The sequence below is a fragment of the Microlunatus spumicola genome, from assembly GCF_039536445.1.
In the GTDB taxonomy this organism is placed as follows: Bacteria; Actinomycetota; Actinomycetes; order Propionibacteriales; family Propionibacteriaceae; genus Microlunatus; species Microlunatus spumicola.
In genome coordinates, this window is record NZ_BAAAYR010000003.1 from 66,922 (window position 1) to 92,724 (window position 25,803).

Genomic DNA, 25,803 nt, shown 5'->3' on the forward strand with positions numbered 1-25,803 from the left:
GACGTGCCTGAGCACCACTACGAGACCCGCCTGAGCTGGGCCGACCCGGCCGGGACGGCCGACTACCGGACGTACGCCCGCGAGCACGAGGTCGTGGCGCCGGGACGTCCGGTGCTCGTCGGGTCGGCGGACCGGCCGTTCCGCGGGGACCCCACCCGCTGGAACCCCGAGCTCCTGCTGCTCGCCGCCCTGTCGGAGTGCCACCTGCTGTCCTACCTGAGCTTCTGCGCCCGGGCCGGCGTCGTCGTGACCGCGTACGCGGACCGTGCCACGGGCACGATGCGCCAGGAGGGCATGGGCGGGCGGTTCACCGAGGTCGTGCTGCACCCGGAGGTGACCGTCGCCGAGGCGTCGATGCTGGCGGAGGCCGGGACCCTGCACGGCCCGGCGCACGAGGCCTGCTTCATCGCGTCCTCGGTGAGCTTTCCCGTCCGCCACGAGGCGACGGCGGTGGCGGCGTGAGCGGCTGGAGCGGGGCGTCCGCGCAGAGCCTGGCGGCGTTCGAGGAGGCGGTGCAGGCGTACGTCGCGCTCGTCGGCCAGGTCCGCGGGGGCTGGGACCGCCCGGGCCTGGGCGTGTGGGACCTGCGCTCGCTGGTCGGCCACGGCGCCCGCGCCCTCGTCACCGTGACGGCCTACCTGGACCGGCCGGCGGCGACCGAGGACCTCACGTCCGCGGCGGCGTATCTGGCCGGCAGCGGATCGGTCGACCCGGAGGTGGTCGCGGAGCGGGGACGCCAGGCCGGGGCCGACCTCGGCGACGACCCGGCGGGCTGGGTGGCCGAGGCCGCCGCCCGGGCGGTCGCCGCCGTGCGGGCCGCCGACCCCGACGCGCTGGTCACCACCGTGAACGGGGGCATGCGGGTCGCCGCCTACCTCCCCACGCGCACCTTCGAGCTCGTCGTGCACGGGGCCGACGTCGCCGCCGCGCTCGGCCTGGACCCGGACGTGCCGCCGGCGGCGCTGCGCGAGGCCGCCGGGCTGGCCACCCAGGTGGTCCTCGAGCAGGGCCGCGGCCAGGACCTGCTGCTCACCCTGACCGGCCGGGCCGACTGGCCGGCCGACCTCGTCGTCATCCGCTAGCGGGACCGCCCTCGACGTCGCGCTCGAGCTGCTCGACCTTGGCGACGTACGCCTTCGGGTCGGCCTTGCGCTCCAGACCGGCCGCGTTCATGTAGCGGACCTTGCCGAACACGTCGCGCTCGGTCCAGCCGCGGTCGTGCTGGCCGAACACCCAGGCGACGTTGGCGAAGGAGTTCGCGTCGCGCCCGTCGATGAAGTACTTGTTGTTCAGGTAGAGCGCGGTGGCGTGCGCGTGCTGCGGCGTGCCCGACCACTCCAGGATCTTCTTGCCCCAGTACATGCGCATGTAGTTGTGCATGTAGCCGGTGGCCCGCATCTCGCGCATGGCCGCGTTCCAGTAGGGGTCGTGGGTCTCCGCGTCCTCCAGCTGGGCCCGGGTGTAGCGGTGCTCGCGCAGGTCGTCCTCGTGCTCCGACAGCGTCTTCTTCGCGAAGTCCGGCAGCGAGGAGTAGGAGTCGTAGCGGGGCTGGTAGAAGACGAAGTTCATCGGCAGCTCGCGCCGGATGATCAGCTCCTCGAGGAAGTCGTCCCGGTTCTCGCTGCCCGGCTTCTGCGACGCCTCCATGGCGATCCACACCGGGGACAGCTGCCCGAAGTGCAGGTACTTGCTCATGTGCGACACGTCGGACGTCTGCGGCTGGTTGCGGTGCGCCGCGTAGACGTCGAGGTGGTCGTCGAGGAACGTCCGGAGCACCTTCTTGCCGGCCGTCGTGCCGCCCGTGAACAGCGGCACCACCGGAACCTCGTCGTCCAGGTGCAGGGAGTCGAGCAGCGCGTCGACGTCGGAGAGGTCCTCGCCCTCGTCGTCGACCGGCCTCGAGGTGTCCTTCAGCGTCGTCCGCGGCAGGTCGACGACGAAGCGGCCGAGGTGCCGCGTGATCTTGGGCCGGATCGTGCGCGCCGCGTGCTCCTGGTGGTCCGAGACGAGCTCGACAGGGACGACCACGTCGCTCTCGACCTGGACCACGGCGCACGGCGCCTCCTCCGCCACCCGCTCGCGCCACTCGCGCTGGTTGCGGAGGTAACCCCGGTCGCACACGACGAGGCTGGCGTCCTGCGCCAGCGCGAGCGCGACGTCGTCGGGGTGCCCCCGCCGGACCACGAACGGGATCTTCCGCTTCCCCAGCGCTCCCGCGACGTCGGCGAGGCCCTGGAGCATGAAGTGGTAGTGCCGGCGGTTGGCCTCGGGGTAGTCGTCCATCAGGCCGAAGGCGACCAGCAGCGGCCGGTGCAGCTCGTTCGCGCGGTGGACCGCGTACTCGAGGGCGTGGTTCAGCTCGGCGCGCTGCGCCTGCTGCATCCAGTAGAGGACGTACGTCCCGTCCTCCGCGACCGGGACCTCGTTCAGGGTCTGGACCCGCTCGGGCTGGAGGCCGGGGTACAGGTCGTCGATGTCGTCGTCGTGGCCCGCGTCTCTCGTCACGCCCTCACCTTCCCCCGGGCACCCGTCGCCGGATCACCCGCCGCCTCACCCGTCCTGACGACCGAGACCGCGGAGCCGGTCGAGCTGGGCCCAGTAGCGCGCCACCGCCTCCGCCCCGGCCGGCGTGAGGGCCGCCGACGTCTGCGGCTTCTTCCCCACGAACTTCTTGGAGATCTCCACCAGGCCACCGGCCTCGAGCCTGCTGAGGTGGCTCGACAGGTTGCCCTTGGACAGCCCGAGCGCGCTCTGCAGGAAGAGGAACTCGGCGCTGCGGACCGAGGACAGGACCGTGAGGATCCCCAGCCGGGCGGGCTCGTGGACGAGGCGGTCCACGTCCAGGTCCGGACGCGCGCCCGTCCCGGCCGCCGCGCCGACCGCGGGCTCAGTCACGCGGGACCGCCTTCATCGTGGTGACGAGCCGGACGTGGTCGGCCAGACCGATGATGGCCATCGCGACCCCCAGGGCGACGACGCCGGTCCGGGGGCCGAGCGCCCCGAGGCCCAGCAGGGGGGCGAAGGCGCTGAGGAGCAGCACCCCGACGGCCAGCCAGTGGGCCGGGGTGACCCCGACGTGGCGGTAGCCGATCCGGTAGCCGACCGCGAAGCAGGCGGCGGCCAGCAGCGGGAGCACCAGGACCGGCCAGCCCGTCAGGCCGTCGACCACGTAGCCGACCATGCACACCACGAAGGCGGCCAGGGTCGCGCCGAGCGAGGAGAGCAGCGACCCGCGGCCGACGGCCCGACCGAAGCGGTGCCGGTAGTAGGTCGTCCCGACCACGACCCCGACGGCGATCACCACGCCGGACCACTCGGGGTGCCCGATCCCCCAGAGGACGAGACCGAGACCGGTCGTCACGTTGATCAGCCCCTGGAGCTGCGTGTAGTCGGCGGCCACGGCGGCGACCCGCCGGACCTCCTCGTGCGCCTTCAACTGGTTTGTCATGCAGACCAGTCTGGTTCGACTCGTGGTTGGTGTCAACCGGTCTGCGCCACAAACCTCGGGGTCAGAGGGAGCGAGCGGCGCAGCGTACGCAGGTGCGCGCCTCCGGCCGGGCGGCCAGCCGCTCGGGCGCGACCGGCTGCCCGCAGCGCTCGCAGGTCCCGTACGTGCCGGCCGCCAGACGTCCGCGGGCGGCGGCGAGCTCGGCGAGGGTGCGGTCGACCTGCGCGAGGAGCGCGGTGTCCCGGGCCTGGTCCAGCGAGGCCGTGGACCCCTCGGGGTCGTGCTCGTCGTCGGTGAAGGTCAGGCTGCGGGCGTGCTGGGTCTGCTCGATCGCCGCCCGCAGGGCCTCCCGCTGGGCCTGCGCCGCGGTGGTCCGTTCGTCCAGCAGGGCTCGGACGTCCGCGGGGTCGACGGTCAGCGTCCGATCAGCCGGCGCAGCCCGCCGCGCACCGTGGTGGCCCCGGTGGTGCCGTTGTCCTCGGCCCGGGTGAGCGCCGGGGCCGGCTCCTCGAGCTCGGCCGGCGTCTCGATCTTGCTCACGAACCCGGCCACCTCGAGCAGCGAGCCCGCGGCGTCCTGCGGCCGCGGCCCGATCTCGCCCTCGACGCTGTAGAGCGGGTGGGTCAGCACGGCCGTGCAGCGGGTGCCGTAGCCGTGGTCCATCACCTCGCAGCCGTAGCACTTCACCTGGCCCGCGGTGACCACGAGGTCGGGGTTCGCCGACCTCAGCCGGTCCTCGCGCTCGGTGACGCCGGCGGCGTACACGCGCACCGCGTCGCCGTTCCAGCAGGCGACACCGTCGCCGCCGCTGCGGATGTCGACACGCACTAGGCACCTCTTCGTCGAGTGGCCGGACGTGCGGGACGTGTGCGTCCCGCGTCCCCCGATGGTGCCACCCCCAGGTGTGCGCGCGCGCCGCACCCCGTACGGCGTGGCGGGCTCAGGCCAGGTCGTAGACCATGCCCATCGCCGCGCGGACCTCGTCGAGGGTCGCGTCGGCGACCTCGTTCGCCCGTGCGTTGCCCGCCGCCAGCACCTCGACGAGGTAGCCGGGGTCGGCCTCGAGCTCGGCGCGGCGCGCCCGGATCGGCGCGAAGGTCGCGTTGACGGCCTCGGTGACCACGGCCTTGAGCCGGCCCGAGCCGCCGTCGCCGATCTCCTCGGCCCACTCCTGCGGCGGACGGCCGGTGCACAGCGACGCGAGGAGCAGCAGGTTGGCCACCTCGGGACGCTGGTCGGGGTCGTAGGTGATGTGCCGGTCGGAGTCGGTGACCGCCCGCTTGATCAGCTTGGCCGTCGCGTCGGCGGTCATCCCGATCTCGATCGAGTTGTTGCGCGACTTGCTCATCTTCTGGCCGTCGGTGCCGAGGATGTTCGTCGCCTCGGACAGCAGGGCGTCGGGCTGCGGGAACACCGGGGCGTACGTCTCCCCGAACCGACGGGCGACCACGCGGGTCTGCTCGAGGTGCGGCAGCTGGTCCTTGCCGACCGGCACCACGTTGGCCTTGCAGAAGAGGATGTCGGCGGCCTGGTGCACCGGGTAGGTCAGCATCAGCCCGGACATGGGCCGCTGGCTGGCCGTGAGCTCGGACTTGACCGTCGGGTTCCGGCGCAGCTCGGAGTCGGTGACGAGCGACAGGAACGGCAGCATCAGCTGGTTCAGCGCGGGCACGGCCGAGTGGGTGAAGATCGTGCTGCGCGCCGGGTCGAGGCCCACGGCGAGGTAGTCGACGAGCAGCGACAGCACGCGCTCGCCGATCGGGCCGACGCCCTCGCGGTCGGTGATGACCTGGTAGTCGGCGACGACGATCCACGAGTCGACGCCCAGGTCCTGCAGACGTACGCGGTTGGCGAGCGAGCCGAAGTAGTGCCCGATGTGCAGCCGTCCCGTGGGCCGGTCGCCGGTCAGCATCCGGTACTTCCCCGCGTCGGTCAGCAGCTCGGCCTCGATCTGCCGCGACCGGCGCTGGGCCGCGTCGAACGACGTGCCCTCCGGCGCCGCGGCCTCCGTGCTGACGTCGCTCACCGCTGGGTTCCTCCCGCTCGTGGGTGCCGTGGCGGGGCGTGCGCACGACGGTCTCGGAGTCTAGGGCGCGTCTCTCGAGGTCCAGCAGGCGCAGGCGTGGCGTCCGCGCCCGGTCCGGCCAGGAGCAGGAGCAGGAGCGCAGCGGGCTGCGCCGAGCGACTGCGACGCCGCCGGACGGGATGCGGAGCCGCGCATGCGCCAGCTGGAACCGAGAGGCGGGTCCTCGTGCTGAGATGGACGGTGGCTCCCGGGGAAACCCGCCGGGAGCAGCCGCACCCACGACCGCAGGAGCACCACATGGCCTACACACCCGAGCAGACCGCCATCCTCGAGCGCGAGCCGCTCCCGCCCACCGGCATCACCACGGGCGAGGTGGCGTACGAGGTCGAGGGCACCGCCTGCTCCGGCTACGTGGCCCGACCCGACGACGACGGTCAGCACCCGGGCGTCCTCGTCGTCCACAACTGGCTCGGCGTCACCGACGCCGTCCGCTTCCGCGCCGACATGCTCGCGCGGCTGGGCTACGTCGCCTTCGCCGTCGACGTGTTCGGCGCCGACGTCCGTCCGACGCCCGAGGAGGCGCCCGGCGTCGCCGGCGGCTTCTACGGCGACCAGCGGCTGTTCCGCTCGCGCCTGACCGCCGGGCTCGAGCAGCTGCTGGCCCAGCCGGGTGTGGACGCCGGCCGGACCGCCGCGATGGGCTACTGCTTCGGCGGCTCCGGCGCGCTGCAGCTGGCCCGCACCGGTGCCGACCTGAAGGCCGTCGTGAGCTTCCACGGCGCGCTGCAGCCGGGGCCTGAGGGCGAGGCCGCGGACATCCGGGCCAAGGTCCTCGTGCTCACCGGGGCCATCGACCCGGTCGTGCCCCCGGAGGCCGTCGACGCCTTCGAGGCCGACCTCCGGACGGCGCCGGAGCTCGACTGGCAGGTCGTGACCTACTCCGGCTCGATGCATGCCTTCACCGAGCCCGGGACCGACGCCCCGGACTTCGGCGCGCAGTTCAACGCCGTGTCCGAGGCCCGCAGCTGGCGGGCGATGAAGGACTTCTTCGCCGAGGCCCTCTAGCGCGCCGGGTCGGCGAGCTGGTCGGCGTCGTCGTCCAGCTCGCCGATCAGCCCGCGCAGCTTGGTCATCAGCCGCGCGAGCAGCCGCGAGACCTGCATCTGCGTGACGCCGACGACCCCGGCGATCTGCGACTGCGTCATCTCCTCGACGAAGCGCATCCGCAGCAGGTCCCGCTCGTCCTCGTCGAGGCTCTGCAGCGCGCGGCGCAGCAGGACCCGGGTCTCGACCAGGTTCCACTCCGGCGGGTGCTCGGGCACCCAGGCGTCGCCCACGAGCGAGTCGATGCTCGTCGAGTGCAGCCCCAGCTCGGCGGTCCGGGCGTCCTCGACCTGCTGGGTCGTCCAGCCGAGGTACTCGGCGAGGTCCGCGCTGCTCGGTGCACGACCGAGCTCCTGCGCGAGGTCCGGGACCGCGCCGCGCAGGACGTTGGCCGCCTCCTGCACCGAGCGCGGCGGCCGCACCGACCAGCCGTGGTCGCGCAGGTAGCGCCGCAGCAGCCCCGACATCGTGACCCAGGCGAAGTAGCCGTACGTGGTCTGCGCCGGGTCGTAGCGGTCGAACGCCTCGACCAGGCCGCCGCGGGCCACCTGCACGAGGTCGTCGTACTCGCTGCGCGGGCCGTAGCGCCGCGCCGCGCTCGTGGCGAGCCACAGGTGCAGCGTCACCACCTCGTCGCGGATCGCCCGCCGCTCCTCCGGGGTCGAGTCCCCGAGGTGGCTCATGAGGTTCTGCGTGCGCTCGCGGTCGGCGTCGCGCTCACGACCCCGCGGCGGGGTGTTCGGGTCCCGCTGGGACGGCTGCCCGAAGTCGTGCAGGGCGGGCGGCTCGCCGAGCGCCTGCGTGCTGTTGGTGGTGTCACCCAGGTCGACGAAGTAGGAGTCGGGCCCCTGCTGGGCCTCGTCGCCGTCAGCCCGCACGCCGCGACTCACTGACGCCTCCGCCCACAGGTCTGGACCGGTGGGACGACGGGACGCGCACGTCCCTCGTCTGATGGTTGTTCACGTTCCCCAGTCAATCGATACCTAGAGGGGGTTTGATACACCCTTAGGGGGGTAATTGACCGGCATGCCCCCGAGCCCCATCACCATCGCTGTCGTCGACGACTACGACGTGGTCGTCCTGGGGGTGGCCCGGATGCTCGAGCAGTACCCCGACCGGGTGCGGGTGGCCGAGCTCTCGACCACCCAGACGGTGGACCAGCCCGTCGACATCGTCTTGTACGACGCCTTCGCCCAGCCCGAGACCGACACCGCGGATCTCCATCAGTTCCTCGACAACCCCCTCGCCGGACGCACTGTCGTCTACACCTGGAACTTCCACGCCCAGCTCGTCACCCAGGCCCGCAAGCTCGGGGTGCACGGCTATCTGTCGAAGGCCCTGCCGGCGCGCGACCTGGTCGCGAGCCTGGAGCGGGTGCACGCGGGGGAGCTCGTCGTCAGCGAGCCGCCCGGGCGGGCGCGGAGCGCGACCGGCCTCGACTGGCCGGGGCGCTCGGAGGGGCTGAGCGACCGCGAGTCGGAGATCCTCGCCCTGATCACGCAGGGCAAGAGCAACGCCGACGTCGCGGAGATCACGTTCCTCAGCCCGAACACGATCAAGTCGTACGTCCGGACGATCTACCGCAAGATCGGCGTCACCAGCCGGACGCAGGCGGTGCTGTGGGGCGTGCGGCACGGCTTCGTGCCGGGGGACCAGGGCTCGGGCGGCTGGCGCTGAGCCGCGCGGCCCGCGCTACTGGACGGCGGAGGTGAGCCGCATCAGGTTGTCGATGACGCTGCGGGCGAAGCCGCGCTCGGCCCACTCGGCGGCCGTGAGCTCGCGCGACAGGCGGCGGTAGCGGTCCTCGACCGCCTTGACCTGGTCGACGAAGGACCTCCCGCAGACCATGAGCATGACCTCGAGGTCGAGCTGGAAGCTGCGGATGTCCATGTTCGACGAGCCGACCACGGCCACCTGGTCGTCGATGGAGATGTGCTTGGAGTGCAGGATGTTCGGCCCGGGGTAGAGGTAGATCCGCACGCCGGCCGCCAGCAGCTCGGCGTAGTAGGAGTGCTGGGCGTGGAAGACCACGAACTGGTCGCCGATCTCCCCGACGAAGAGCTCGACCGCGACGCCGCGCCGGGCCGCGGTGGTGATCGCGCCGAGCAGCGACTGGTCCGGCACGAAGTACGGGCTCGTGATGCTGATCCGTGACGTCGCGTGGTAGAGCAAGCTGTTGAACAGCGCGAGGTTGTTCTCGGCCTCGTACGCCGGCCCGCTCGGCGCGACCTGGGCGAGCAGCCCGCCGTCGCGCTGCTCGTCGGAGGACTGCTCGCGGGAGCTGCTCAGCAGCTCGTCGGTCTCGCAGTACCAGTCGGTCACGAAGAGCGCGTCGATCTCGTGCACGACCGGCCCGTGCACCTCGCAGAGCTCATCCACCCACTGCAGGCCGCGCCGCCGGTTGCCCCGCTTGTCGTAGCTGGGGTCGATCATGTTGAGCGACCCGACGAAGCCGACGTCGCCGTCGACGACCAGCAGCTTGCGGTGGTTACGCAGGTCGGGACGCTGCCAACGGCCCTTCAGCGGCTGCACCGGGAGCATCAGGTGCCACAGGACGCCCGCCTCGCTGAGCGCCTGCAGCGTCTTCCGGTAGCCCGGGTAGGGCCGGGTGCCCATGTGGTCGAGCAGCAGCCGCACGGTCACGCCGCGCTCCACCGCCCGGCGCAGGGCGGCGAAGAAGGGTTCCGTGGTCGCGTCGCGGATGGTGATGTAGAACTCGACGTGCACGTAGCGCTCGGCTCCGTCGACGGCCTCGACGAGGGTCCGCAGCTGCTCACCGAAGCCCATCACCATGCGGGCGTCGTTGTCCTGCAGCAGCGGCATCGAGCCGACGGACTCCACCAGCGCGGAGACCGACGGGAACCAGGGCGGCGCGTCCTCGCCGGCCCGGACCGGCCCCACGCCCCGGGCCACCTCGGAGATCAGGGCGTTCATGTTCTGCTGCTTCTCGCGGCGCCGCCGGGTCAGCTTGGGGCTGCCGATCAGGACGAACAGCAGGATGCCGAGCAGCGGGATCAGGGCCATCAGCAGCACCCACGCCAACGCCGAGCTGGGCTGCCGGTTGCGGGGCGCGATCACCAGGGCGACCGCGATCAGCGCGATCTCGAGACCCACGAACAGGCCGGTGCCGCTGAGGCCGTTCAGGAGGTCGAACACCCGCCGCAAACTACAGGGGTGGAGCCAGGGTAGAGATCCTCGTTCCCTCACCGCTTGCCGGTTAAACTATGAACATCTGGTGAGCGCCGGTCGGAGTGACGACCTTTCGGTTCCTGCTTGCATCCCGGCTGGGAAGCCCTCGGAGACCGAACCAGGAGCGACCCCACGTGCTTTCACCCGACCCCGCAGGCAGAGCCACCGCCCGCCTCGCGGCGCAGCCCCTCACCCGCAGCTTCACCGCGCTGACCGCCCAGGTCCGCACGGCCGGTCTGCTGGCCCGGGCCCGCGGCTTCTACGTGCTGGTGTTCGGGGTCCTGCTGCTGGCGCTCGGCGGCATCGCCACGGGCGTCGTGCTCCTCGGTGAGTCCTGGCTCCAGCTGCTCATGGCCGGCGCGCTCGGGCTGGTGCTGACGCAGTTCGCCTTCCTGGGCCACGAGGCCTCGCACCGCCAGATCTTCACCTCGGGCAAGGCCAACGACCGCAGCGGCCGGATCCTCGCGGTCGGCTTCGCCGGGCTCAGCTACAGCTGGTGGATGCACAAGCACACCAAGCACCACGGCAACCCGAACCAGGTGGGCAAGGACCCCGACATCGAGCGGGACACCTTCTCCTTCGTCGAGGCCGACGCCGCCAAGCAGCGGGGCCTCTCCCGCTGGTTCACCAGCCGTCAGTCGTGGCTGTTCTTCCCGCTGCTCTTCCTGGAGGGCGTCAACCTCCACCTCAAGTCCGTCCAGTCCCTGCTGCAGCGCGGCCCGGTCAAGGGCCGCCGCACCGAGCTGACGATGCTGGCGCTGCGCTTCGGCCTGTACGCCGGCGTGCTCTTCTGGTTCCTCCCGCTGGGCATGGCCGCCGCCTTCATCGGCGTGCAGCTGGCGATCTTCGGCTTCTACATGGGCGCCACCTTCGCGCCGAACCACATGGGCATGCCGATCGTCCCCGCCGACGTGAAGCTCGACTTCCTGAGCAAGCAGGTCCGCACCTCGCGCAACATCACCGGCGGGTTCTGGATGAGCGTCCTCATGGGCGGGCTCAACTACCAGGTCGAGCACCACCTGTTCCCGAGCATGCCGCGCCCGCACCTGCGCGCCGCCCGGGCCATGGTCCGCGAGCACTGCCGCACGCTGGACGTGCCGTACACCGAGACCAACCTGATCCGCGCCTATCACTCGGTCCTGGGTCACCTCGACCGCGTCGGCCTCAAGGCGCGCGACCCGTTCGACTGCCCCGCCGCGGGCAACATGCGCTTCGGCTGAGCCACGGCTCCTGCGACGGCCCGCACCCCTCGGGGTGCGGGCCGTCCTGCGTCTCCGGCCCGGCCGTTTCGGTGGTTCTGCTGGGATGGCGGGCGTGGACCGCGCCGAACCCGCCGACGTACGCCCCGACCGGACGCTGCTGCGCCCGGGGCTGCGGGTCGTCATCACCGGCACGCTCGGCCGCGGGCACCGGCCGGAGCGCTACTACGCGGGGGCGGGCAACCGCTTCTGGGAGCTCCTGGAGGGGAGCGGCCTGGTCGGCGAACGCCTGGGCCCGGACGACGCCGGACGCCTGCCCGGCCTCGGGGTCGGCCTCACCGACCTGGTCATCGAGCGCGTCCGACGGGCCGGCCAGGAACCCGAGACGGTCATCCACCGGGGCCCCTTCGACCGGGCCGTGCGGGCGGTCGCGCCGCCGGTGGTCGCGTTCGTGAGCAAGACCGCCGCCACCTGGTACGCCCGCGGCGCGGGGGAGCGGCTCCCGCAGGGCTACGGCGAGCTGGCCTGGACCGTGGCCGGGGTCCCCGCCTTCGTGCTGCCCGGTCCCTCGGGGGCCAACAACGGCATGTCCCTCGCGCTGCGGCTGGCGCTCTGGACCGACCTCGCCGACTTCCTCGAGCACCTGGGGCACGCGCGTCCCTGAGCAGGTCGCAAGGATTGCGCAACTTGTTGCGTCGCCCGTCGTGCAGATGGCAGGATCGCGGGCGGGAGGCGTACGTCTCCGACAGCTGCGGTTCCGTCCCCGGGCAGGGCTGCTCGAGCAGAAGGACTCACCGATGACACCAGCAGGCAGCGTCGCCACGAGCATGAGGGTCAGCGTGCTGACCGGCCAGAAGGCGCTCGGCATGGAGGAGCGGGCCGTGCCCGTCCCCGAGGGCGACCAGGTGCTCGTGCAGGTCTCCAAGGTCGGGGTCTGCGGCTCCGACGTGCACTACTACCGCGACGGCCGCATCGGCCCGTTCGTGGTCGACGCCCCGCTGGTGCTGGGCCACGAGCTCTCCGGCACGATCGTCGCCGTCGGCGCCGGGGTCGACGCCTCCCGCATCGGGCAGCGCGTCGCCGTGGAGCCGCAGAAGCCGTGCCGCCGCTGCAGCCAGTGCAAGGCCGGCCGCTACAACCTCTGCCCGTTCATGGAGTTCTACGCGACCCCGCCGATCGACGGCGCGTTCTGCGAGTACGTGGCCATCGAGGAGGACTTCGCCCACCCCGTGCCCGACTCGATCAGCGACGAGGCGGCGGCGCTCCTCGAGCCCCTGTCCGTCGGGATCGCCGCGGCGCGCAAGGGCCGGATCGTCCCGGGCTCGCGGGTCCTCATCGCCGGCGGTGGACCGATCGGCGTCATCACCGCGCAGGCCGCACGGGCGTTCGGCGCCGCCGAGATCATCGTCTCCGACCCGGTCGCCGACCGCCGCAAGATGGCCGAGCGCTTCGGCGCGACCGCCACGGTCGACCCGACGCAGGTGGACACCACCGATCTGCAGGTCGACTGCTTCATCGACGCCTGCGGCGTGCCCGCGGCCATCGTCGCCGGCATGGAGTCGGTCCGCGGCGCGGGCACCGTCGTCATCGTCGGGACGGGTTCCGACACCGTGGCGATGCCCATCCCCACCATCATGAACAAGGAGCTGAACGTGACCGGCGTGTTCCGTTACACCGACACCTGGCCCCTCGGGGCGCACCTGGTGGCGACCGGGCAGGTGGAGCTCGACCCGCTCGTGACGGGCCGCTTCGGCCTGGACGACGTGGAGAACGCGCTCAACGCCGACCTGCAGCCGGGCAGCCTCAAGTCGATCGTGGCCGTCCGATGAGCGGCGTGCTGGACGGGTTCTCGCTCGCCGGGCGCACCGCCCTGGTGACCGGCGGCAACCGCGGGCTGGGCGAGGCCTTCGCCCGCGGGCTGGCCGAGGCCGGCGCCCGCGTGATGATCGCCAGCCGCGACGCGGCGCAGAACGAGGTCGCGATCGAGAAGATGCGCGCCGACGGCCTGCAGGTCGAGTCCCTGGTCGCCGACATCACCCAGGACGCCGACGTCGAGCGGATGGTCCAGGAGACGATCGAGCGGCTCGGCAGCATCGACGTCCTCGTGAACAACGCGGGCATCTGCTACCACCGCGACTCGTGGGACGTGCCGGACGACGAGTGGGACCACGTGTTCAACCTCAACGTCCGGGCGCTGTTCAAGTGCAGCCGGGCCGTCGGGACGCACATGCGCACCCGGGGCGGCGGCTCGATCGTCAACATCGGGTCGATCTCGGCCCTGATCGTCAACCGCCCGCAGAACCAGGCCGCGTACAACGCGTCCAAGGCCGCGGTGCACCAGCTCACGAAGTCGCTCGCGGCGGAGTGGGCGCAGGACGGCATCCGCGTCAACGCCGTCGCCCCGGGCTACGTCAAGACCGAGATGGCCCCGGTCGACGAGCCGCAGTTCCGTCGGCAGTGGATCGAGGACGCCCCGCAGCAGCGCTACGCCGTCCCGAGCGAGATCGCCGGCAGCGTGGTGTTCCTGGCCAGCGACGCGGCCGCGTTCGTCACGGGGTCCGTGCTGGTGATCGACGGCGGCTACACCGTCTACTGATCGTCCCTACCGGGGGTCGTGCGGGTCGCACCCGCACGACTCCCGGTGCACGAACGTCGTCGCCAGCGTGAGCCGCCGCGGTGCCCGGTCGGGGTCGAGGATGCGCGAGACCGCCAGGTCGACGGCGCTCTCCCCGATCTGGGTCGTCGGCTGCGCGATGACCGTCAGGCGGGGGTGGAACAGGTCCGCCCAGTCGAAGTCGTCGTAGCCCACGAGCGCGACGTCGCGCGGCACCTCGACGCCGAGGTGGCGGGCGGCCCGCATGGCCCCGATCGTGGCCCGGTTGTTGCCGGTCACGACCGCCGTGGGCGGCTGCGCCGAGGTCATCAGCCGGGTCATCGCCTCCTGCGAGGCCTCGTCGGCGCCCTGGCCCGACACGACGCTGCCGTCGTCCAGCGCGATGCCGTGCCGCGCGGTCGCCCGGCGGAAGCCCTCGACGCGCTCCTCGGTCGTGCTGAGGCCCGGCATCCCGCTGATCATGGCGATCCGGGTGTGCCCGAGCCCGGCGAGGTGGTCGACCAGCACGCCGATCGAGTCGACGTTGTCCGAGCCGACCTGGTCGACCGCGGCGTCGACCATCCGGTCCAGCACGACGACCGGGACGTCCTGACCGCGCGCGTAGTCCAGCGCCGCGCCCGGTTCCGCCGACGGCGCGAGCAGGATCGCCTGCACGCGGTGGTCGATGAGCTCGGTCATCGCCCGCAGCTCGGTGACCGCGTCGTCGCGGGTGTCGGACAGCAGCAGCGAGTAGCCGTTGCGGGAGGCGACCTGCTCGATCCCGTGCAGCAGGTCGCTGAAGGAGGGGTTCGAGAACGCCGACGAGGCGATCCCGAGGACCCGTCCGGTCGCACCGCCGGCGGGGGCGGCCTGGTAGCCGAGCTGACCGGCGGCCGCGAGGACCGCGGCCTCGGTCTCCTCGCGCACCGGGCGGGTGCGGTTGATGACGTGCGAGACGGTGGTGACCGAGACGCCGCTGAGCCGGGCGATGTCGGCCATGGTCGCCGAGCCTCGGGTGCGCGGAGCCACGAACGGACTCTAGCAACGTGTTGCGCAACGAGCTTGCTCGTCGGGCAGAGGCAGGCCGGGCGTACGCCGGCCGCTGGCGGAGGATACGAGATTCGAACTCGTGAGGGCGTGAACCCAGCCCGCTTTCCAAGTCAGAGAACCGCTATCCCCAGAAGGTTCGCGACTACCTCCGCGCGCGAGTAGGCCTCGCCCCGACGGCAGCAGACGAGGACGAACGGTGGCAACTGAGACTAGAAGTGAGACTGATGGCTGCGGTACGAACAAGACCGGACCTGGGGTGCGACCGCGAGCCTCAGCATGATGAGCGGCCACGGCCATGCCCGGGCACGGCCTTCGGTGACTCATCCGTCCCAGTTCGGAGGGGACGCGTGCCGCGCAGGTACGTCGGGCTGCGGTGGCAGATGCGGCTACCCGAAATGTCGATTGATTCAGCGCCGCGCCACCCCCTCCCTTAGGTGTGTGGATAGGGTGACATGCATCCGCTATTGACGCGGGTGCGAGTCGCCGATTCCGAGACGAGAGGGCTGCCGCCCGTGTACCTTGCCGAACTCAGGCTGCAGGACTATCGGGGTTTCTCGGGTCCAAACGCAGCTCCGGGTGATACGGCTTACCGCAGCGTCTTTTTCAATGAGGGCCTGACGGCGCTTGTTGGAGAGAACGATAGTGGCAAGACGTCGATCATAGATGCGATACGCCTGGTCCTTCTGACGAGCGCTAACGACTACTTCCGAATTACTCCCGACGACTTCTATGCCGACGCTGCGCGACAAGCGACAAGGTTCATGATTACTTGTCGCTTTGCGAAGCTCAGCCCTGAGGAGCGGGCCGATTTTCTCGAGATATTGACTCCGGCGACGAATGGCGAACATGAACTCTTCGTCACCTTAACCGCCGAACAACTTGCGCTTCCACCCGGTCGTATCAGCGTCACAATTCGATCAAATCCCCGTGGCGACGGAGCGGCAATTGACGGTAGGATGCGTGAATTACTCAGAGCGACATACCTTCGCCCCTTGCGGGATGCCGAGGTAGAACTTCGGCCCGGGCGCGGCTCGCGACTATCGCAGGTCCTGAACGCATACCCGGATATGCAGACTCAGTCAGCGAGTGACTATGACGCTGAATCGGACGCGGCCAGTACCATCGTTGGCCTCATGCATAGAGCGGAGCGTGGCATCAATGACAACGCCGTCATCGCGAGTGCTCGACAACACATCAGCGAGGACTATCTGACGCATCTAGCTGTAGGCAGCGACGAGCTCGATTGCGAGATTGGTCTTACGCCGACATCGCGCCTCCTGCCAGTGCTGGAGAAACTCGAACTGTCGTTTCGCCCGGCAGGACCGGGTGCTCCCAAATTGAGGCACGGCCTCGGCTACTCGAACGCTCTTTTCATGTCAGCTGAGTTACTCCTCCTAGATAACGCTACCTTGGCGCCTCTCCTGCTCATCGAGGAGCCAGAGGCACACCTGCACCCGCAACTTCAAAGCCGTGTGATCGACCTCCTGCTCTCCCGAGCTGACGGCAATCGACTGTCGTCGAGTGTTAGCGCAGAAGCTGCGGAAGCCACTGATGCAACGGCCGAGAGCGATGCGGGGGTCGTGCCACTCCTAGAGACGAAGCCCGTTCAAATCATCGTCACAACTCATAGCCCCAACATGGCCTCAGCGCTGCCGGTGGAGGCGCTCGCCATAGTGTCCGAGAACGCTGTCTATTCGCTAGCACAGAATCAGACTCGTCTCCTGAGCGGCGACTATCGCTTCCTTAGGCGCTTCTTGGATGTCACCAAGTCAAACCTCTTCTTCGCACGCGGCGTAGTTGTCGTCGAAGGGGATGCCGAAACCATACTGCTCCCCGCGCTGGCAGCAAAAGTGGGCAACTCATTCTCCAAGCTCGGAGTAAGCGTCGTCAACGTCGGGCACGTTGGCCTCTTCCGATACAGTCGAATCTTCCAACGGACCGACGGGAAAGCCATGCCGGTGCGCGTTGCCTGCGTCAGGGATATGGACGTTCCACCGGCCGGCACGCCTCAGGAACTGAAGGGCAAACTGAAGGCGGCCAACGAGTTCTCTGCTGAGGACCTAGCGGCTCGTCGGGCGAAGTTGTCATCTGAAGACGAGGGTGCGGTTAAAACTTTTGTCTCCGACTCGTGGACCCTAGAGTACGACTTCGCCGCTGCATCGTGGGCGGCCGCGACCATCGCTCACCAGGCCGCTAGTTTGGCCGCAAAGGCCGATTCCTCGGGCGCTATTGATGACGTGCAACGGAAGGAAGTGATTGCGCAGGCCCATGCTGCAATAGATGCCGCAAAATTCGCCGGGCAGCCGCTCGAGACGGTGGCCCTCAAAATCTTTGCTCCGCTTCGCAATAAAAGCATCAGTAAGGTTGTGACGGCTCAGTTCCTCGCGGAACTGCTCGATGACTCACATCTCGCTTCTACTGATCTTCCTAAGTACCTTCAGGAGACCTTCGAGTATTTGAGTGTGCTATGAGCGTCCAACTCGCTCAAATATCAGCACTGCTCGACTCCGAGCATATCGCTGAGACGGCCAGGCAACTTTCGCTAGACGTATCCGAAGAAAGTGAGCTTCCCTTTCTCCAAGCAGCGGGAAGCACCTACATACAAGCTGTCCCCGGCTCTGGTAAGACTTCGCTACTTGGATTAAAGATAAGTGCCCTACTCCAGAGGTGGCCGTCCGCGCGACAAGGCCTGTGCGTGCTCTCTCACACAAATGTGGCCTGGGAAGAGATTGTAGGGCGGGTGGGTGCCATTCCGGGCTTGTCGGCTCGGCTGCAGACCGCGCCACACTTCGTGGGAACTATTCAGTCGTTCGTAAATGGCTTCCTCGCCGCGCCCTGGCTGAACGCTAGGGGTCACGCGGTAGCCAGCGTCAACGATTCGGTATTCGAGGCGATGGCTAAGCGAGATCTCGGCGGTTGGCAGTACGCAACTGCGCGGAACTACCTTGAGCGGCGCAGATACGGGATTGGCAACCTCAGTTTCGTCCACTCAGGCGGAAGACTTGTGGTTGACACCGACGCTTTCGGCTTGCAGCCGCAGAGTAAGAGTGGCGCCCAGCTGGTTGCGCTCAAGGAGTCCTTGGCTGCTAAGGGGTGCTTCCGATATAACGACATGTTTGAAGCGGCAGATGCTTACCTGACGACACATCCAAGCGTGGTCTCGGCTATAAGGCACAGATTTCCGCTCGTATTCGTCGATGAGTGTCAGGACACAAGCTCGGAGCAATTGGCGCTACTGGAGAAGATCTTCGGCATGAATGGTGAAGTGGGTGTTCAGTGGATTGGGGATGCAAATCAAGCCATTTACGGCTACCACACGTCACCTAACATGTCTAGACTGCCGCTCATACAGCTGGGGAGCAGTCGCCGATTCGGGACCGAGATTGCGGCGATCGCGAGCCCACTCATGGTCGAGAAGCCACAACAGCTGGTCGGAGGGGGGGAGCCGGGGCGCGTCGTGGTCATCAAGTACGACGAGAAGTCCGTGCATTCCGTTGTCGCGAGGTTTCGAGAGTTAGCTGCATCCGAGAGTCCGGCGCCCGGTAGTGAGATCTGTGTACTTGGGAGCCGATGGTTCCCCGGGTCGTCACAGAAGTTTCCGCAGTCTCTTGCTTGCTATAGCCCAAGCCTTACACGGGCGCCGTCGACGTTGGGGTCCTCGTGGGACTTCCTCTACGACGCACAGGCCAGCTGGCGGCGGGGTGACAGGTTTAGGGAGGTTCATCGACTTCTTATGTCCTCGATTTGGCAGTACGGCCAGGCGGCCCATCTCAATCCGCCGGCTGACGTTTCCTCCTCGACACTGCTTGTGGCAGCGCATGCCGATGCCGAGGAATTGCGTCCGTCTTTGAACATCCTCCTCGTCCAGCTTCTGTCAGGCGACCTGCAAACCTCAGATTCTCGACGGCATATTGCCGTCACTCTCGACTCGGCGTGCGAACTGTTGGGTTTCAAGGGTAGCCCGGATATCGTGTCCACCGCATGGGAGCCGAAGGTAGGGTCTGCGTTTCTCGATCCCACTGGTGTGGTGGATGTTGTGGTCAAGACCGTGCATGCTGCCAAGGGCGAGACTCACTTCGCTACCTTACTTGTGGATTGTCTCGACGGTACTGGGAAGAAGTACGACCTAAGCCATGTTTGGCCTCTGCTCTCCGGCGCAGCTAAGTTGAGTGCATTGCCGCCGAAGGGCCGCACAGCCGTCAAGCTCGCTTTCGTTGCGGCAACTCGCCCAATGCGTTTGCTTGCCTTCGCCTGTCATGCGGACCGCTTAACAATCAGCGACACAGACTTAGTGAAGTCGGGCTGGGAAATCGTAGACGTGCGTGCGCCGATCTGATCGGCGGGGCTTCTGCCGGGAGACGCAGACTCTGCGGGTCCAGTGAAGGGCGGCGCGGCCCGCAGCGTAGCGAGGACACGCGTCGCATGGCCGAGCGAAGCAAGGCTTTTGATCGAGTAGAGCCAGATCCGGCAGCGGTGCGGGCGGAGCGGTTGTCCTCCGTCGGGTGATGCGCGACAGTCGTCCGCCAGTTGATGTGCGACACGGGGCCGATTCGACCACTCCGAGCTGGGCGTCTTCGTGGGGCGCCTCCGTGGGCGTTCAGACTTTGGGGGGCGGGAGGCTCTGGTTGTCTTGTTTGTTCTGAAGCAGGGTTGGACGTTACGCGCGGTCCTGGCGCGTGCGGACGTCACCGAGGCAGCTCGGCTGGGGGTGCATCGGTCGAACGGTGCACCGGGGGACGGCCAGACGCGTCTATAGAGAACCATGGTGCCGTGGTTCACAAACGTCACACGCCGACCGCGCGACCAGGTGCATGCTTCGCTGCGGGACTGCCTACGCCAGGCCAGCGCGGGGACTGGCCCATGGGAGGATATTGAGGCAGACCGAGTCATTGAGCAAATTGCACAAGCTTCGGAACGTTCGACCATTCAGCGGCTTCGCCAGTTGGACGTGCGCGCGGTAATGGCTTTGACCGCCGCAGAAATGGCCACCGTCGTGGACCGCAGAGATGGCCACCGCCGTGGACGACCGGGATAAGGCTCGGATGGCTTCGCGGCACAGCTTGGCCCTGGCGCACCTGGCGAACACACATACTGAGAATTCGATGGCAGCACAGGTAGTACTTGAATTAGTTGTGCGGCAACCTGTCGAGCAGAGGCGGCGCGAGCCGACCGTACGCAATTTCCAGGTCCTGATTATCTTGGCCCATGAATATGGCGATGGCGCACAACTGCGGACAGCACCAGCCGCGCAAGCCCAGCTGCATTACGAGGGAGGAATCTGGGGCACTCTGGCGGCCCGAGCGTCGTTCGCGTCCGCGGCCTTTTCGTGACCCGAGAGTTGACTCCAGCGGCGTATGTCGACGGCGTGGCTCACGAATTCATGACCATCGACCGGCTCCCCAGCGTCCTAACTCGCCGGTAATTGCTGGTGCCAGAAGCAAGGGAGGTCGAGCGGAGCGTGCAGACTGCCCAGCCGTGAGAGCGGACACCAGCGCACCACGGTGGCACTCGTCGGCGACGCTTGCTCAGCTAGGTCGCGCGTTGTGCGGATTAGGTGCCGGAAGCAGTTAGGCTCAACTGCGGACCTCCGATCAGTCCGCGACCCGTCTCAGGAGGCGGGCGAGTGGAAGCAGTAGCAGCAGAAGGGCAGCCCATGCGGCAACGCTTTACCAAGCAGGTGATAACCGCTGTTGCAACCCTTGGCAGCCTTGTCGCGTTTTTCCTCCTTGGCTGGACCCCGGAAAACGACATTCCTGCTTGGCGCTGGATACTCCTGGTGATTGCGGTCCTTGCTTTCGGGATCAATATCCGTGGAGACTGGTTGGCATACAAAGCAGAGTCGGCCAAGATCTATCAAAGTGGCCGAGAGATTCGCGACTACATGACGTCACTGCTAGAACGAGGCGGTCGGTGTGCTATCTTCTCGCGCGACTTGACTTGGGCGGATCACTCCGACGTGCGGGACTTGCTGAATCGCAAGGCCCGACGAGGTGAACTGACTTTGGTACTGCCGAAGCCCACCCCGCTTGCCACAGAACTTGCTGCTCAGGGGGCGTCGCTGTTTACCTATCCAGACTTGAACTGCGAGTTGCGAAGCCGCTTCACGCTGGTGCAACTTGGCACGGCTGCACCGAGCGTCGCAGTGGGTCGACCGCAAGGAGAGACCGTGCTGGTTGAAGAATTCGACGAGCGTACTCATCCGGTAGTCACGCTCGCCGAGGACCTTAGGACGGTTCTCGAACAGATCAGTACTAGGCAAGCCACTATCCCGCCGAGCGGTTCATGACGGACGTTGAACCTGGTGAGGACGTACGTGCCGTCGGCCGACCGGGATCTGATGCGATGGTCCGCGAGTGGGATAACCTCGCGGAGCGACGGCGCAGCGAAATCTCGAAGGGCACGGACACGTCTTTCCTGAATACGCTTATGCCCGCCGTCAAAGCAGAGGTTCAAGCCGCCCGTTCTCGTCATCCTGAGTTGAGGGTTCTCGATGTAGGATGCGGTACTGGTGAGCTAACGGTGGAGTTGCTGCCGCTCGTGGACTACCTTGTCGGTGTCGACCCAAGCCGACGAAGTATCCAACTGGCGCGGCAACTTGCTCCTGCCGTCCCCTTGCACGTGAGTGACTTGCGTTCCTTCAGTGCGTCACACCGGCATCTATTTAGCGTGACTGTTGCCAATATGGTGCTCATGAATGTCGATGACCTCGACTCCTTCACGCGAGACCTCGCCGCTGTCCTGCAGCCGGGCGGCACGCTAATTGCCACGCTGACGCACCCATGGACGTGGCCCCGCTACTGGGCCTACGAAGGGGCTCCGTGGTTCAGCTACGACAGCGAGTTGTTTGTACAGGCCGGCTGGAAAGTATCAGGGGCCCCTGCGGCCGCACCTGAGGTGAGCACCCACGTGCACCGGCCGCTTGGTCGGTATGTGCAAGGTCTTGTCGATGCAGGCTTCGCTATCACAGGCTTGCTCGAACTTGGCGCGACTAGCTCGACGCGGGGCGGTCGCAGCGTCGCGCGGCCTTACCCAAGATTCCTTCTGATCAGGGCGCAGTTCCTTCCCGAGTAGTGGACAGTAACTTGGCCCTGCGCTTTGTAGGTGATGTATGGGTTCACCAGCATCTTCGAGAACAGAGCTTCTCGAGGAGCTCGGTGGCGTGCTCTGGCTGCCCATCGAGAGGCTCTCGAGTCTCAGAAATTGACGTGCCGCAAGTCGGCTGGCAGTCAACTCGAGTTACGACGGTCTCTGCGTGGTCGTACGGACGTTCCTCCGTGTTCACCTCGGTGACCGGGGAGTCGCTGAACCTGAACTCGGACTACCACCGGTGGAAGGCGCTGCTGCGGACGGCGGGGGTGCGGGACGGTCTTCTGCACGATGCGCCGCACACTGCGGCGACGGTGCTGCTGGTGCTGGTGCTGGTGCTGGTGCTGGTGCTGGGGGTGCCGGAGCGGACGGTGATGGGGATCATGGGCTGGCCGAGCACGGCGATGGCGGCCCGGTACCAGCACGTCACGGACACGATCCGGCGGACGGTCGCGGACCAGGTCAGCGGGCTGTTGTGGGCGGACCAGGAGGCTCCGGATGGCCGCAACTGATTCTGGGAGCGGTTCTAGCGCCGGATGGTGTCCGGCCCCGACGTGGGCCGGCCTCGCGTTTCCCCTGATGAGCTGGCGGAGGATACGAGATTCGAACTCGTGAGGGCGTGAACCCAACCCGCTTTCCAAGCGAGCGCCATAGGCCTCTAGGCGAATCCTCCGCGCGGAACCTTACCCGTCGAGAGCCCGCCTGCCGAACCCGTCCGCCTCTGCCGCGCGACGAGACCCTCCGAGCGGTTCGCGTACAGTAAGAGCCGGTCCCCCGCGTGGCGGCACCTCACCCAACTCCCCCAGGGCTTGACGGCAGCAAGGGTCAGTGAGCTCTGCCGGGTGCGCGGGGGACTCTCTCGTCTCGAGGCGCTGGTCGAGCGACGCTGCCTGCCGTCATCAGCAGCGCCCCCTGAGCTTGTCGAAGGGCCTCGAAGAGGTCGGCTTCTGCTCACCCCCGGAGAAGCCGACCCGTTCCGGGCCCTTCGACAGGCTCAGGGGGCGTTCCCCGTTTACGGCCCTAGGCCGCGAGGGGCTCCGCGAGGTCGTGCAGGGCGAGGATGCGGTCGAGCTCCGGGCGGCCGGCGTCCTTGGCGAAGTGCTCGGCGACGAGGCCGACGCTGCGGGCGGAGGCGACGTTCTCGGCGACGTCGTCGACGAAGAGGACCTGGCCGGCCGGCAGGCCGAGGAGGTCGACCGCGCGGCGGAAGTACTCCGGGTCGGGCTTGGCCACGCCGATCTCGGCGGAGATCACCATCGGGTCGAAGAGCCGGTCGTAGCCGAGCTCGCGGCGCATGTAGACGGCGCGCTCGCGGTGCTGGTTCGTGGCGATGGCGCACCGGATGCCCCGCGCCCGGAGGCCCTCGACGGCCTCGAGCATGCGGTCGTCCACCAGGAGGTGCTGCCAGACGTGCAGGAGGTCCTGGGCCCGGACGGTCAGCCCGCGGCCGGCGAGCACGCGGGCCAGCGGGACGGCGAACGGCTCGGACCCGTCCAGGACCGGCTGCTCCGCCGTGCTGACCTCGTCGAGGAACGCCTCCAGGTCGTCGCCGTGCAGACCGGTCGCGGTGCCGATCTGGCCGGCCCAGTCGTTCGCGGGACGCTGTAGGACCCCGTCGCAGTCGAAGAGGACGGCTCGGATCGGTGCGCTCACTCGCCCCAGTCTGGCAGCGGATCGCCCGGACCGCTGGCGGCGAGCCGCTCGAGCAGGCCCATGGCGTCGAAGGGGGCCCGGACCTTGGCGTCGTTGTCGCAGTAGACGTAGACGTCGAGACCCGCGTCGGACCAGCCGCGGACCTTGGCGGCCCAGGCCTGGAGAGCCACGTCGTCGTAGCCGCTCGCGTAGAGCTCCTCGTGCCCGTGCAGGCGCACGTACGCGAACGGTGCGGTCACCTCGTCGAACACCGGCCAGGTGCCGGGGTTGTCCGACAGCACGAGGGCGACGCCGTGGTGGCGCAGCAGCGCGCTGAACCCGGGCGTGCGGAAGCTCTCGTGGCGGACCTCGAAGGCGTGCCGCAGGGGCAGGTCCGGCACGGTCGTCGTCGTGAGCGCGCGGTCCCCGTCGACCCGGGCGTCGTGCCGGGCCGCCAGCTCGGCGGCCTCCCCGGCCGTGCGGGGGAGCGCCTCGAGGAACGCGGCGAGCTTCGCCTCGTCGTAGCGGAAGGTGGCCGGCAGCTGCCACAGGAACGGGCCGGTGCGCTCCGCGAGGGCGAGCACGCCGGACGCGTAGAAGTTGGCCAGCGCGACCGTGGGCTCGACGAGCTTGCGCATGTGCGTGATGAACCGGCTGCCCTTGACCGCGAAGACGAACCCGTCCCCGGCCACGGGCGCGACCTCGGTGGTCCAGCGGGCGTAGGTCGAGGGTCGCAGCAGGCCGTAGAAGCTGCCGTTGACCTCGACGCTCGTCATCCGCTCCGCCACGTACGCGAGCTGGCGGCGCACGGGCAGGCCGGCGGGGTAGAAGGTCCCGCGCCACGGCTGGTAGGTCCAGCCGGAGATGCCCACCCGGATCACGCCTCCGATCCTCCCGCGCCGACGGGGTCGGTGGGAGAGCGGTGGTCGCGGGCGGCCCCTCGGCGCGGCACGGTTTGTCAGAGGGCGGGCATAAGGTTCTGACCGTGGACGAGGTGCTGCTCTCGGGGTCTGGGGTCATCGACCCGGAGGCGGCGCAGGACCCCTGGGTGGAGGGCGACGAGCCCCCGGCGTACGAGCAGACGGTCCAGGACGAGGCGCTGTTCGGCGAGCCCGAGGGCAGCCGGGCCAGCGGGGCGGCGCCGCTGGCGCTCTACCGCCGCTACCGTCCGGACACCTTCGCCGACGTCATCGGCCAGGACCACGTCACGCAGCCCCTGCAGCGGGCGCTGGCGAACAACCGGGTCAACCACGCCTACCTGTTCTCGGGACCGCGCGGCTGCGGCAAGACCACCTCGGCCCGGATCCTGGCCCGCGCCCTCAACTGCGAGTACGGCCCGCGGGCCGAGCCCTGCGGCCACTGCCGCTCCTGCCGCGAGCTCGCCACCGGCGGTTCCGGCAGCATCGACGTGATCGAGATCGACGCGGCCAGCCACGGCGGCGTCGACGACGCGCGCGACCTGCGGGAGCGGGCCTTCTTCGCCCCGGTCGCGAGCCGCTACAAGATCTACATCGTCGACGAGGCGCACATGGTGACCACGGCAGGGTTCAACGCCCTGCTCAAGCTGGTCGAGGAGCCGCCGCCGCACGTCAAGTTCATCTTCGCCACGACCGAGCCCGAGAAGGTCATCGGGACGATCCGGTCGCGGACCCACCACTACCCCTTCCGGCTGGTGCCGCCGCGGATCCTCACCGACTACCTCGGCAAGCTCTGCGCCGCCGAGGGCATCACGGTGGAGCCGGCGGTCCTGCCGCTCGTGGTCCGCGCCGGCGCCGGCTCGGTGCGTGACGCGCTCTCGGTGCTCGACCAGCTCCTCGGCGGGGCGGACGAGGGCGGCGTCTCCTACCGGCAGGCCACGGCGCTGCTCGGCTACACGCCCGACTCGCTGCTCGACGAGTTCGTGGACGCGTTCGCGGTCGGCGACGCGGGCGGGGTCTTCGCCTGCGTCGACAAGGTCATCGAGGTCGGCCAGGACCCGCGGCGCTTCGCCGAGGACCTGCTGCGCCGCCTCCGCGACCTCGTCATCGTCGCCGCGGTGCCCGACGCGCTCACCTCCGGGCTCGTCGACGTCGCCCCTGACCAGGCCGACCGGCTGTCCACCCAGGCCGCGTCGCTCGGTTCCGGCGAGCTGGCGCGCGCCGCCGAGGTGATCTCGACCGGGCTGACCGACATGCGGGGCACGACGGCGCCGCGGCTGCACCTCGAGCTGATGTGCGCCCGCGTGCTGCTGCCGGGCGCGGACGTCGACGAGCGCGGCCTGCACGCACGCCTGGACCGGATCGAGCGCCGCCTGGACATGGTCAGCGGAGCGCCCGCCGACGCCCCGGCTGCGGCTCCCGCCGCACCCCAGGCCCGGACCGCGCCGACGCCGACGGCTGCCGCCCCGGCCCCCGCGGCGCCCTTCCCGGCCTCGTCGCCGACCGCGGCTGCTCCTGCACCGGCGGCCTCGGGCCCGGCGGCGGCTCCCCGCGAGGAG

25 protein-coding genes, 1 tRNA gene and 1 other RNA gene are annotated in these 25,803 nt (G+C 68.9%); 15 read left to right on the forward strand and 12 right to left on the reverse strand.

The annotated features are described in order from the left end of the window. The first annotated feature begins 3 nt into the window (after positions 1-3). Together ABD665_RS12970 and ABD665_RS12975 are read left to right on the forward strand one after the other, a co-directional pair. On the forward strand, positions 4-462 hold the full coding sequence (locus ABD665_RS12970; RefSeq protein WP_204910280.1) for an OsmC family protein: 459 nt from the start codon (positions 4-6) through the stop codon (positions 460-462). Next, a complete protein-coding gene (locus ABD665_RS12975) occupies positions 459-1,082 on the forward strand; it encodes a maleylpyruvate isomerase N-terminal domain-containing protein (protein WP_204910279.1) in 624 nt (207 codons plus the stop codon). The genes ABD665_RS12970 and ABD665_RS12975 overlap by 4 nt, the downstream gene beginning before the upstream one ends. Here ABD665_RS12975 and ABD665_RS12980 read toward each other — a convergent pair. The 6 genes from ABD665_RS12980 to trpS all read right to left on the reverse strand — a co-directional run bounded on the left by ABD665_RS12980 (position 1,072) and on the right by trpS (position 5,474). Beyond that, positions 1,072-2,505: a deoxyribodipyrimidine photo-lyase gene (locus ABD665_RS12980; protein WP_204910278.1), complete on the reverse strand. Its 1,434-nt coding sequence runs from the start codon at positions 2,503-2,505 to the stop codon at positions 1,072-1,074. The two genes, ABD665_RS12975 and ABD665_RS12980, sit on opposite strands and share 11 nt — an antisense overlap. Positions 2,506-2,550: 45 nt before the next feature. Then, positions 2,551-2,895 carry a transcriptional regulator gene (locus ABD665_RS12985; protein WP_204910277.1) on the reverse strand — a complete coding sequence of 115 codons (345 nt, stop codon included), beginning with the start codon at positions 2,893-2,895 and terminating at the stop codon, positions 2,551-2,553. After that, entirely contained in the window at positions 2,888-3,448 is a 561-nt protein-coding gene (locus tag ABD665_RS12990) for a hypothetical protein (RefSeq protein WP_204910276.1), read from the reverse strand. The genes ABD665_RS12985 and ABD665_RS12990 overlap by 8 nt, the downstream gene beginning before the upstream one ends. 61 nt (positions 3,449-3,509) lie before the next feature. After that, positions 3,510-3,866, reverse strand: coding sequence for a TraR/DksA C4-type zinc finger protein (locus ABD665_RS12995; RefSeq protein WP_204913674.1), 357 nt, complete (start codon positions 3,864-3,866; stop codon positions 3,510-3,512). Continuing rightward, on the reverse strand, positions 3,863-4,276 hold the full coding sequence (locus ABD665_RS13000; protein WP_204910275.1) for a hypothetical protein: 414 nt from the start codon (positions 4,274-4,276) through the stop codon (positions 3,863-3,865). The genes ABD665_RS12995 and ABD665_RS13000 overlap by 4 nt, the downstream gene beginning before the upstream one ends. A 112-nt stretch (positions 4,277-4,388) precedes the next feature. Continuing rightward, positions 4,389-5,474: a tryptophan--tRNA ligase gene (gene trpS / locus ABD665_RS13005; RefSeq protein ID WP_344742432.1), complete on the reverse strand. Its 1,086-nt coding sequence runs from the start codon at positions 5,472-5,474 to the stop codon at positions 4,389-4,391. 297 nt (positions 5,475-5,771) lie between these two features. On the opposite strand from trpS, the gene ABD665_RS13010 reads away from it, so the two are divergent. Next, entirely contained in the window at positions 5,772-6,539 is a 768-nt protein-coding gene (locus ABD665_RS13010) for a dienelactone hydrolase family protein (protein ID WP_204910274.1), read from the forward strand. Here ABD665_RS13010 and ABD665_RS13015 read toward each other — a convergent pair. Beyond that, positions 6,536-7,456, reverse strand: coding sequence for a sigma-70 family RNA polymerase sigma factor (locus ABD665_RS13015; protein ID WP_204910273.1), 921 nt, complete (start codon positions 7,454-7,456; stop codon positions 6,536-6,538). The genes ABD665_RS13010 and ABD665_RS13015 overlap by 4 nt on opposite strands. A 148-nt stretch (positions 7,457-7,604) precedes the next feature. Between ABD665_RS13015 and ABD665_RS13020 the strand changes: the two genes are divergently transcribed. Next, positions 7,605-8,255, forward strand: coding sequence for a LuxR C-terminal-related transcriptional regulator (locus ABD665_RS13020; protein WP_204910272.1), 651 nt, complete (start codon positions 7,605-7,607; stop codon positions 8,253-8,255). Between the two features lie 15 nt (positions 8,256-8,270). Here the strand turns inward: ABD665_RS13020 and cls are convergent, their stop codons facing one another. Continuing rightward, on the reverse strand, positions 8,271-9,734 hold the full coding sequence (gene cls / locus ABD665_RS13025) for a cardiolipin synthase (protein ID WP_344742433.1): 1,464 nt from the start codon (positions 9,732-9,734) through the stop codon (positions 8,271-8,273). Between the two features lie 167 nt (positions 9,735-9,901). On the opposite strand from cls, the gene ABD665_RS13030 reads away from it, so the two are divergent. From ABD665_RS13030 to ABD665_RS13045, 4 genes are all read left to right on the forward strand, one after another. Next, complete coding sequence (locus ABD665_RS13030) at positions 9,902-10,987, forward strand: fatty acid desaturase (RefSeq protein ID WP_204910271.1); 1,086 nt, start codon at positions 9,902-9,904, stop codon at positions 10,985-10,987. A 94-nt stretch (positions 10,988-11,081) separates the two neighbouring features. After that, positions 11,082-11,630 (forward strand): uracil-DNA glycosylase family protein, encoded by a 549-nt coding sequence (locus ABD665_RS13035; protein WP_204910270.1) that lies wholly within the window; start codon positions 11,082-11,084, stop codon positions 11,628-11,630. A 133-nt stretch (positions 11,631-11,763) separates the two neighbouring features. Next, positions 11,764-12,795, forward strand: a complete 1,032-nt coding sequence (locus ABD665_RS13040; RefSeq protein WP_204910269.1) for an alcohol dehydrogenase catalytic domain-containing protein — start codon at positions 11,764-11,766, stop codon at positions 12,793-12,795. Continuing rightward, positions 12,792-13,562, forward strand: coding sequence for a glucose 1-dehydrogenase (locus ABD665_RS13045; RefSeq protein ID WP_204910268.1), 771 nt, complete (start codon positions 12,792-12,794; stop codon positions 13,560-13,562). Before ABD665_RS13040 ends, ABD665_RS13045 begins: the two co-directional genes overlap by 4 nt. Before the next feature lie 6 nt (positions 13,563-13,568). Here ABD665_RS13045 and ABD665_RS13050 read toward each other — a convergent pair whose 3' ends face one another. Further along, positions 13,569-14,588, reverse strand: a complete 1,020-nt coding sequence (locus ABD665_RS13050) for a substrate-binding domain-containing protein (RefSeq protein WP_204910267.1) — start codon at positions 14,586-14,588, stop codon at positions 13,569-13,571. Positions 14,589-15,121: 533 nt separating this feature from the next. Here ABD665_RS13050 and ABD665_RS13055 point away from each other — a divergent pair. From ABD665_RS13055 to ABD665_RS13075, 5 genes are all read left to right on the forward strand, one after another. Beyond that, positions 15,122-17,080: an AAA family ATPase gene (locus tag ABD665_RS13055; protein WP_204910266.1), complete on the forward strand. Its 1,959-nt coding sequence runs from the start codon at positions 15,122-15,124 to the stop codon at positions 17,078-17,080. Next, complete coding sequence (locus ABD665_RS13060; protein WP_204910265.1) at positions 17,077-18,945, forward strand: UvrD-helicase domain-containing protein; 1,869 nt, start codon at positions 17,077-17,079, stop codon at positions 18,943-18,945. The genes ABD665_RS13055 and ABD665_RS13060 overlap by 4 nt, the downstream gene beginning before the upstream one ends. Before the next feature lie 1,317 nt (positions 18,946-20,262). Continuing rightward, complete coding sequence (locus ABD665_RS13065; RefSeq protein WP_204910264.1) at positions 20,263-20,895, forward strand: hypothetical protein; 633 nt, start codon at positions 20,263-20,265, stop codon at positions 20,893-20,895. A gap of 56 nt (positions 20,896-20,951) precedes the next feature. After that, complete coding sequence (locus tag ABD665_RS13070; protein ID WP_204910263.1) at positions 20,952-21,680, forward strand: methyltransferase domain-containing protein; 729 nt, start codon at positions 20,952-20,954, stop codon at positions 21,678-21,680. Between the two features lie 203 nt (positions 21,681-21,883). Then, positions 21,884-22,207 (forward strand): hypothetical protein, encoded by a 324-nt coding sequence (locus tag ABD665_RS13075; protein WP_204915022.1) that lies wholly within the window; start codon positions 21,884-21,886, stop codon positions 22,205-22,207. Positions 22,208-22,280: 73 nt separating this feature from the next. On the opposite strand, the gene ABD665_RS13080 is transcribed toward ABD665_RS13075, so the two are convergent. Next, positions 22,281-22,368: transfer RNA gene (locus tag ABD665_RS13080), tRNA-Ser, on the reverse strand. A 92-nt stretch (positions 22,369-22,460) separates the two neighbouring features. On the opposite strand from ABD665_RS13080, the gene ffs reads away from it, so the two are divergent. Next, positions 22,461-22,557: signal recognition particle sRNA small type (gene ffs, locus ABD665_RS13085), an RNA gene on the forward strand. A 158-nt stretch (positions 22,558-22,715) separates the two neighbouring features. On the opposite strand, the gene ABD665_RS13090 is transcribed toward ffs, so the two are convergent. Together ABD665_RS13090 and ABD665_RS13095 are read right to left on the reverse strand one after the other, a co-directional pair. Beyond that, positions 22,716-23,348: an HAD-IA family hydrolase gene (locus tag ABD665_RS13090; protein WP_204910262.1), complete on the reverse strand. Its 633-nt coding sequence runs from the start codon at positions 23,346-23,348 to the stop codon at positions 22,716-22,718. Continuing rightward, positions 23,345-24,208: a DUF72 domain-containing protein gene (locus ABD665_RS13095; protein ID WP_344742434.1), complete on the reverse strand. Its 864-nt coding sequence runs from the start codon at positions 24,206-24,208 to the stop codon at positions 23,345-23,347. Before ABD665_RS13095 ends, ABD665_RS13090 begins: the two co-directional genes overlap by 4 nt. Before the next feature lie 218 nt (positions 24,209-24,426). Here ABD665_RS13095 and ABD665_RS13100 point away from each other — a divergent pair. Then, positions 24,427-25,803: DNA polymerase III subunit gamma and tau (locus ABD665_RS13100; RefSeq protein WP_344742435.1), on the forward strand; the 1,377-nt coding region annotated here is incomplete at its 3' end.